Raw genomic sequence first — 5,959 nt, forward strand, 5'->3', positions numbered from 1 at the left:
AAAGTATTACGTCATAAATTGCATAATAATTTTATAATAATGAACGAACATTTTCAACAATGTTTAAAGTGTCATTAAAGGCAGGAGCAATAATTGATATCGATGGTGAAATTGAAGAGGATAGGATGTCATTGTAATTTACAAAGCTATTTTTTTTTATATAATGACCATTTTCAAATACCGAAATTATGGCTAAAATTATATAGGAAAGTATAGCAGTAATTGTAAAATAAATAAAGAAATATTGAATTATTTCGGATATATTTATGTTCATAATTAACTAGCTTTAATTAGACTTGTTTTTTCTGAATATTCAATTTCAGTTGGTATTGATATTAAATCTTTAGCTTCAATATTATAATTTAGTTCTTTTAATATTTTGATTGCTGAAACTTTAATTTCAAAATTCGTATTGTTTATGTTTTCTAATATAAATGGAATGTCATTAACTTCATAAATATTTTCCATCATTTTAAAGATGGCAACCTGCTCTTCAATACTTCGTTGATGAAATTCATTTTTTAAGAAAATTAAAGAATCAAAATCACTGAAACTAGATAATACATTTATCGATTCGATTCTTATTTCTTGATTAGGATGATTTAATAATTTAACTATTTGGTCTTTAGATTCAAATAGATTATAAATTTTAGCCAATTTTAAAGAAAAAGAAACTACTGAATTATTAGAAGATTCAAGCCAATTAGTAATGTCTGGAATATTTTGATTTTCAAATTTTTGAAGGATTTCCAATAGTTGTATTTGATCCCATTCTGATAACTGAGTTGTTAAAATGTTTAGAAAGTCCAGTCCCTTAAAACTGAATAATTTGACTAAATACATTTGTATTTCCTTGCGAACTTCTTTTTTTGGATGGTCGATATGTTTTATAACGTTATCAAGTTCTTCCTTAATTTCAAATTGGGTAAGTTCTCTAATGCCTCTAGCGATAACATCCCATTTTTTGCTTATTAGTTTAGAAGAGGCAAAATGTACAAGTCCGGTTTGATAATAAAGTTTTTGAATATCATCTGCTGTTTCTCCAGAAATTTCATCTTTTAACTTTAATAAAGTCGAAATGATAATCTTCCTTTTTAAGCTACTTTTAGCACATTTTCTTAAATAGTCAATAATAATTTGTTGTTCATTACTGATTTCATCAACTTCATTTCCAGAATACAAATATTCTATAAGATCGGACTCGTATTTTTTTTGATAAACTGCTTTTATCCTTTCTTTTACTCTTAAGCGTACTCTTAAATGGTTTAAATAAAATGATAGGTATATTATAATTAATATAAATACAGCACTCATAGCCCATAAAAATTGTATAATTTTAGGGGAATATTTGAAATATTCAACTATATAATTAAATATATTTACCATGTTTTGTCAAATATTGTTTTATTTAATAAAATTCTCTTAATTCTAATAATCAATTCATTTGGACTAAATGGTTTGCTCATAAAATCAGTTGCTCCAATATTAAATGCATTAAGAACCATTTCCTCTTGTCCTGAAGAGGAGAAAACTATTATAGGAATAGCTAGATTTAATTTGTTTCTTACATGACTGATGACTTCTAAGCCACTTACAAACGGCATCATAATATCTGTGAGAATAATTTGGGGATTATATTGTTCTATTAATTCAATAGCTTCTATTCCATTTTTAGCCATTAATAGAGTATATCCTTCTTTTTCTAATTTATATTTTAGCAAGAGAGCTAGAATAGAATTATCTTCTGCTAAAACTATTTTTATTGGATCATTCATAGTAGGTAAGCTTTAGTTAATTGGTATAACAAATGTATAACATTATTTAATAATAACATCGATAAAGTGCAATAAAACTCGATTAAATACAAAAAATATATATAAAATAAGATTAAGATTACAATTATTAATGTGTTTATAAATTTTATTATTTCAATATATAACTAGTGCGTTAAAAATTCTTTGGATTGAATTCCTAACACACCCTAATTGTGTAATGAAAAAATAGTATGAAGACTTAATATTTAAAATCCCTCAAAAACGCCTAATCCAAATAAAGCAAAATCGTATTTCACAGGATCATTTGGGTTAAATTCTCGGAGTTTTGCATCTAATTCTTCCAAAGCTTTTCCGTCGTTTTGTTTTCGAGTGAGCAAGCCTAGCTTTCGAGCCACATTTCCGGAATGTACATCAAGCGGGCAAGATAGGAGTGATGGTGAAATACTTTTCCAAATACCTAAATCAACTCCTTTGTTATCTTGGCGACAAAACCAGCGAAGCATCATATTGATTCTTTTCGCTGCAGAGCCATTCATTGGATCGGAAATATGTTTTTGAGTCCGGTTTTGATGTGGAATTTCGAAGAATACCTTCTTGAATTCAGAAATGCTTTTTTGCATTGAATTCGATTCTTTATGTTTTGAAAAAACAGATTCTAGTCCGTTGTAGTTTTTGTAAATGTGTTGTAAACTTCGAATAAAACTAGCAAAATCATGTCCGTTGAAGGTTCTATGAACAAAAGATTCTAATCGTTCCAAATCCTCTTCGGTATGCGACATCACAAAATCATAAGGTGCATTTCCCATCAAATCCATCATCTTGTGGGAATTTTTGATAATCATTTTTCGATTACCCCAAGCGATCGTGGCACTCAAAAAACCGGCAATTTCGATGTCTTCTTTTTGCGAAAACAAATGCGGAATTTGCACGGGATCACTTTCAATAAAATCAAGTGTGTTGTATTGAATGACTTTTTCGTCAAGAAAGGATTTGAGTTCGGAAGTTGTCATTTTTATTTGCGGTTTAAGTTTAAAGTTGGTTAGTGGTTTTCAAGAACTTTAAACCTGAAACTTTAAACTTTTTTAATTACTAATTTGTCCATCCACCATTATCAGTTTTCTATCGGCCATATTGGCGAGTTCTTCGTTATGAGTTACAATTACAAAAGTTTGTCCAAATTCATCACGTAATTTAAAAAATAATTGGTGTAGGTTTTCGGCTGAATGGGTGTCGAGATTTCCCGAAGGCTCATCAGCAAAAATGATGGCTGGCTTGTTAATCAAAGCTCTAGCAACCGCCACTCGTTGTTGTTCTCCACCTGAAAGTTCGTTGGGTTTGTGATTGATGCGATGTGAAAGACCCAGATAATCCAATAATTTTTTGGCCTCGATTTCAGTTTCGTGTCGAGATTTATTGGCAATATAGGCAGGAATACAAACATTTTCTAATGCGGTAAATTCAGGTAATAATTGGTGAAATTGGAAAATAAAGCCCAAATTCAGATTTCTGAATTTAGACAAAGTTTTGTCGTTCATCGTTAAAATATCTTGATCGTTAATACGCAATTGGATTCCGTTTTCAACAGTTGGTTTGTCAAGTGTTCCTAGGATTTGCAAAAGGGTTGTTTTTCCAGCACCCGAAGCTCCCACGATGGAAACAATTTCGCCTTTTTGAATGTGTAAATCAACTCCTTTAAGTACGTGAAGTTGGTCGTAATATTTATGAATGTTTTTTGCGTGAATCATTATTGGAACAATTTCTACAAAGAAACAAAGATTTTAGGTATTTTTCGAAAAAATATTCGAAGCTTTCTTTTTATTCAAGTTGAAATCTTCCGTATTATCTAAAAAAGAATCCCAATCCCATACTTCGGAGCATTTTTTTTGAAAAGGGAAAGAAGAATTTTGATTGACCAGCGAGATAACCAAAAAACATTAATAAGAAAGGATAAACGGGTAAAACCAAAAGAATTAAAACTATATAGTAAGGAATCCAATGGGTGTTTTCATCATTTATACCAAAATAATTCATCGCAAAACTAGAAAGCCTTGCAGACAAAGAACCATTAATGGCAAAAACAACAAAAATAATTATTAACTGAAAATTGGATTCAATTCCCCAACGTTTTTTTAAATTCCCCATCTTCTTTTAAAATGATAACAAATATAGTGAGATTATCTCATTGGTACGTAACCATAAAGTTTTTGTTTGTAGGTATTTTGAAAATAAATCATATAGTTGTATATCAAATAATTTACTTCATATCCATAGTCAATATTTGGATCATAATTGATGGACATTTCGTATAAATTAGTGTCATATCGTTGAGGTTGTAAAACACGATTGTTCCATTCGCTGACATACAACTGGTTTTTATTTTCCAAATAGGATTGAGAGTGATAGTTTCGTGGGTAGGCTCTCGTGGCAAGCCAAGTACTAAAACCAGAATCGATAATTATCACTTCATATTGTAAAGAATCATTCGCAATTCGAATTGTATCATTTTGGGAAGCCAAGGGTTTTTCGATACTTGCCACAGTTGATTTTGTGGTATTGCAACCAAGAATTATACAGAAAATCAATATCAATAGGTAGAAACTATTTTTCATAGTAAAAATATAATTGATAAAGTTACAAATTCAATTGATTGATTGATGACTTTTTAACATAAAAAAAGGCTGCCTTTTTGAGACAGCCTTTTTTTGTGTAACTTTATTTTAACCTAATATACTAATTATTTGGCTAGCTAATTCTGTACCAATTCTATCTTGAGCTTCTCCAGTTGCAGCACCAATATGTGGAGTCAACGAGATTTTTGGGTGCATCAAGATGGTCATTTCTGGTTTTGGTTCGCTTTCAAAAACGTCTAAACCAGCAAAAGCGACTTTTCCAGAATCCAATGCTTTTATTAAAGCAACTTCATCAATAACTCCACCACGAGCACAGTTTATAATTCCAACACCATTTTTCATAATTGCTAATGCAGCTTCATCAACGATGTAACCGTCTTGAGCAGGAACGTGCAATGTAATGAAATCAGCTTCTTTAAACAATGATTCTAATGATTGAGAAACGATTGTAGTTGTGATTGATTGACCATCAAAAAAGGTTACTTTTACATCTACTTGTGGGATAAAACTATCGGCAGCGATAACTTTCATTCCTAAACCAAGAGCCATTTTTGCTGTAGCTTGACCAATACGACCAATTCCAACAATTCCTAGAGTTTTTCCTCTTAACTCAACTCCATCAGCATAGGCTTTTTTCAAACCATTAAAGTTTGAATCTCCTTCAAGAGGCATATTTCTGTTAGAATCGTGCAAGAAACGAACACCTGAAAGCAAGTGAGCAAAAACCAATTCAGCTACAGATTCTGATGAAGAAGCAGGAGTATTGATTACGTGAATTCCTTTGCTTTTAGCATATTCAACATCGATGTTATCCATTCCAACACCACCACGACCAATGATTTTCAAACCAGGACAAGCATCAATAATATCTTTGCGAACTTTAGTTGCGCTTCTTACTAATATAACACTTACGTTGTTTTCGTTTACAAAATTAGCTACTTGTTCTTGAGCTACTTTTGTAGTTATAACTTCATATCCACCTTTTTGTAAGGCTAGAATTCCACTTTCTGAAATTCCATCATTAGCTAATACTTTCATTCTTTTTTTTGTTTAAAAGTTTAAGGTTTAAAGTTGTTTAAACCCAAATAAATAATTTTTATTTGTCAATCAATTCGATTTCTATATATTCCCAAATTGATAATAAAGGTTTTTTTCCTTCGCTTGCTTTTTGATACAATAAATTACCTTTTTCAGACAATGTATACTTTTTTCCAATTTGAGAAATCAAATTATTGTTTAGTAAATATATTATTGATTGCCTAATTTCTTTTTCATTTGGAATAGAATGATTTATTCCATCTGCAATCATTGAAATACCTTTATAATCAATGGGTTCTTTTTGGCTAGCTAAAGCAATGGCTAGAAAAATCCAAGAAAAAATTTGATAATCATTCATCATATTTTGAGTATAAAGCCTAAACCTTTCCTTCCAAAGCTTGCATTACGTCAACTAAAACTTGTACGCTTTCAATTGGCATTGCGTTGTAAATAGACGCTCTGTAACCACCAACTGAACGGTGACCAGGTAAACCAGAAATTCCAGCTTCTTTCCAC

The 5,959-nt window shown here is 30.6% G+C and carries 9 protein-coding genes and 1 pseudogene; all 10 read right to left on the reverse strand.

Going from position 1 to position 5,959, the window contains the following annotated elements:
* Positions 1-31 precede the first annotated feature (31 nt).
* Entirely contained in the window at positions 32-274 is a 243-nt protein-coding gene (locus PHC28_RS06375; protein WP_300097438.1) for a hypothetical protein, read from the reverse strand.
* 2 nt (positions 275-276) lie between these two features.
* Positions 277-1,386, reverse strand: a complete 1,110-nt coding sequence (locus PHC28_RS06380) for a hypothetical protein (protein ID WP_300097439.1) — start codon at positions 1,384-1,386, stop codon at positions 277-279.
* Complete coding sequence (locus PHC28_RS06385) at positions 1,380-1,775, reverse strand: response regulator transcription factor (protein ID WP_300097440.1); 396 nt, start codon at positions 1,773-1,775, stop codon at positions 1,380-1,382. Before PHC28_RS06385 ends, PHC28_RS06380 begins: the two co-directional genes overlap by 7 nt.
* A 245-nt stretch (positions 1,776-2,020) precedes the next feature.
* Positions 2,021-2,785, reverse strand: a complete 765-nt coding sequence (locus tag PHC28_RS06390; RefSeq protein WP_300097442.1) for a TIGR02757 family protein — start codon at positions 2,783-2,785, stop codon at positions 2,021-2,023.
* A gap of 72 nt (positions 2,786-2,857) precedes the next feature.
* The gene (locus tag PHC28_RS06395) at positions 2,858-3,520 is read right to left on the reverse strand and encodes an ABC transporter ATP-binding protein (RefSeq protein WP_300097444.1); all 663 of its coding nucleotides are present in this window, start codon (positions 3,518-3,520) and stop codon (positions 2,858-2,860) included.
* Positions 3,521-3,614: 94 nt separating this feature from the next.
* Positions 3,615-3,917, reverse strand: coding sequence for a DUF6787 family protein (locus PHC28_RS06400; RefSeq protein WP_300097446.1), 303 nt, complete (start codon positions 3,915-3,917; stop codon positions 3,615-3,617).
* A gap of 32 nt (positions 3,918-3,949) precedes the next feature.
* Positions 3,950-4,384 carry a DUF6146 family protein gene (locus PHC28_RS06405; RefSeq protein ID WP_300097448.1) on the reverse strand — a complete coding sequence of 145 codons (435 nt, stop codon included), beginning with the start codon at positions 4,382-4,384 and terminating at the stop codon, positions 3,950-3,952.
* A gap of 108 nt (positions 4,385-4,492) precedes the next feature.
* Positions 4,493-5,443, reverse strand: a complete 951-nt coding sequence (locus tag PHC28_RS06410) for a D-2-hydroxyacid dehydrogenase (protein ID WP_300097450.1) — start codon at positions 5,441-5,443, stop codon at positions 4,493-4,495.
* 58 nt (positions 5,444-5,501) lie between these two features.
* Positions 5,502-5,804, reverse strand: a complete 303-nt coding sequence (locus PHC28_RS06415) for a hypothetical protein (protein ID WP_300097452.1) — start codon at positions 5,802-5,804, stop codon at positions 5,502-5,504.
* Positions 5,805-5,820: 16 nt separating this feature from the next.
* Positions 5,821-5,959: pseudogene (locus PHC28_RS06420) on the reverse strand (3-phosphoserine/phosphohydroxythreonine transaminase); the annotation flags it as partial.

Source organism: Flavobacterium sp. (genome assembly GCF_028712645.1).
Classification (GTDB): Bacteria; Bacteroidota; Bacteroidia; order Flavobacteriales; family Flavobacteriaceae; genus Flavobacterium.

Bases quoted from the DNA above. Each gene is read 5' to 3' on its own strand.
- PHC28_RS06375 (WP_300097438.1), bottom strand. From the start codon at position 274: ATGAACATAAATATATCCGAAATAATTCAATATTTCTTTATTTATTTT.
- PHC28_RS06380 (WP_300097439.1), bottom strand. From the start codon at position 1,386: ATGGTAAATATATTTAATTATATAGTTGAATATTTCAAATATTCCCCT.
- PHC28_RS06385 (WP_300097440.1), bottom strand. From the start codon at position 1,775: ATGAATGATCCAATAAAAATAGTTTTAGCAGAAGATAATTCTATTCTA.
- PHC28_RS06390 (WP_300097442.1), bottom strand. From the start codon at position 2,785: ATGACAACTTCCGAACTCAAATCCTTTCTTGACGAAAAAGTCATTCAA.
- PHC28_RS06395 (WP_300097444.1), bottom strand. From the start codon at position 3,520: ATGATTCACGCAAAAAACATTCATAAATATTACGACCAACTTCACGTA.
- PHC28_RS06400 (WP_300097446.1), bottom strand. From the start codon at position 3,917: ATGGGGAATTTAAAAAAACGTTGGGGAATTGAATCCAATTTTCAGTTA.
- PHC28_RS06405 (WP_300097448.1), bottom strand. From the start codon at position 4,384: ATGAAAAATAGTTTCTACCTATTGATATTGATTTTCTGTATAATTCTT.
- PHC28_RS06410 (WP_300097450.1), bottom strand. From the start codon at position 5,443: ATGAAAGTATTAGCTAATGATGGAATTTCAGAAAGTGGAATTCTAGCC.
- PHC28_RS06415 (WP_300097452.1), bottom strand. From the start codon at position 5,804: ATGATGAATGATTATCAAATTTTTTCTTGGATTTTTCTAGCCATTGCT.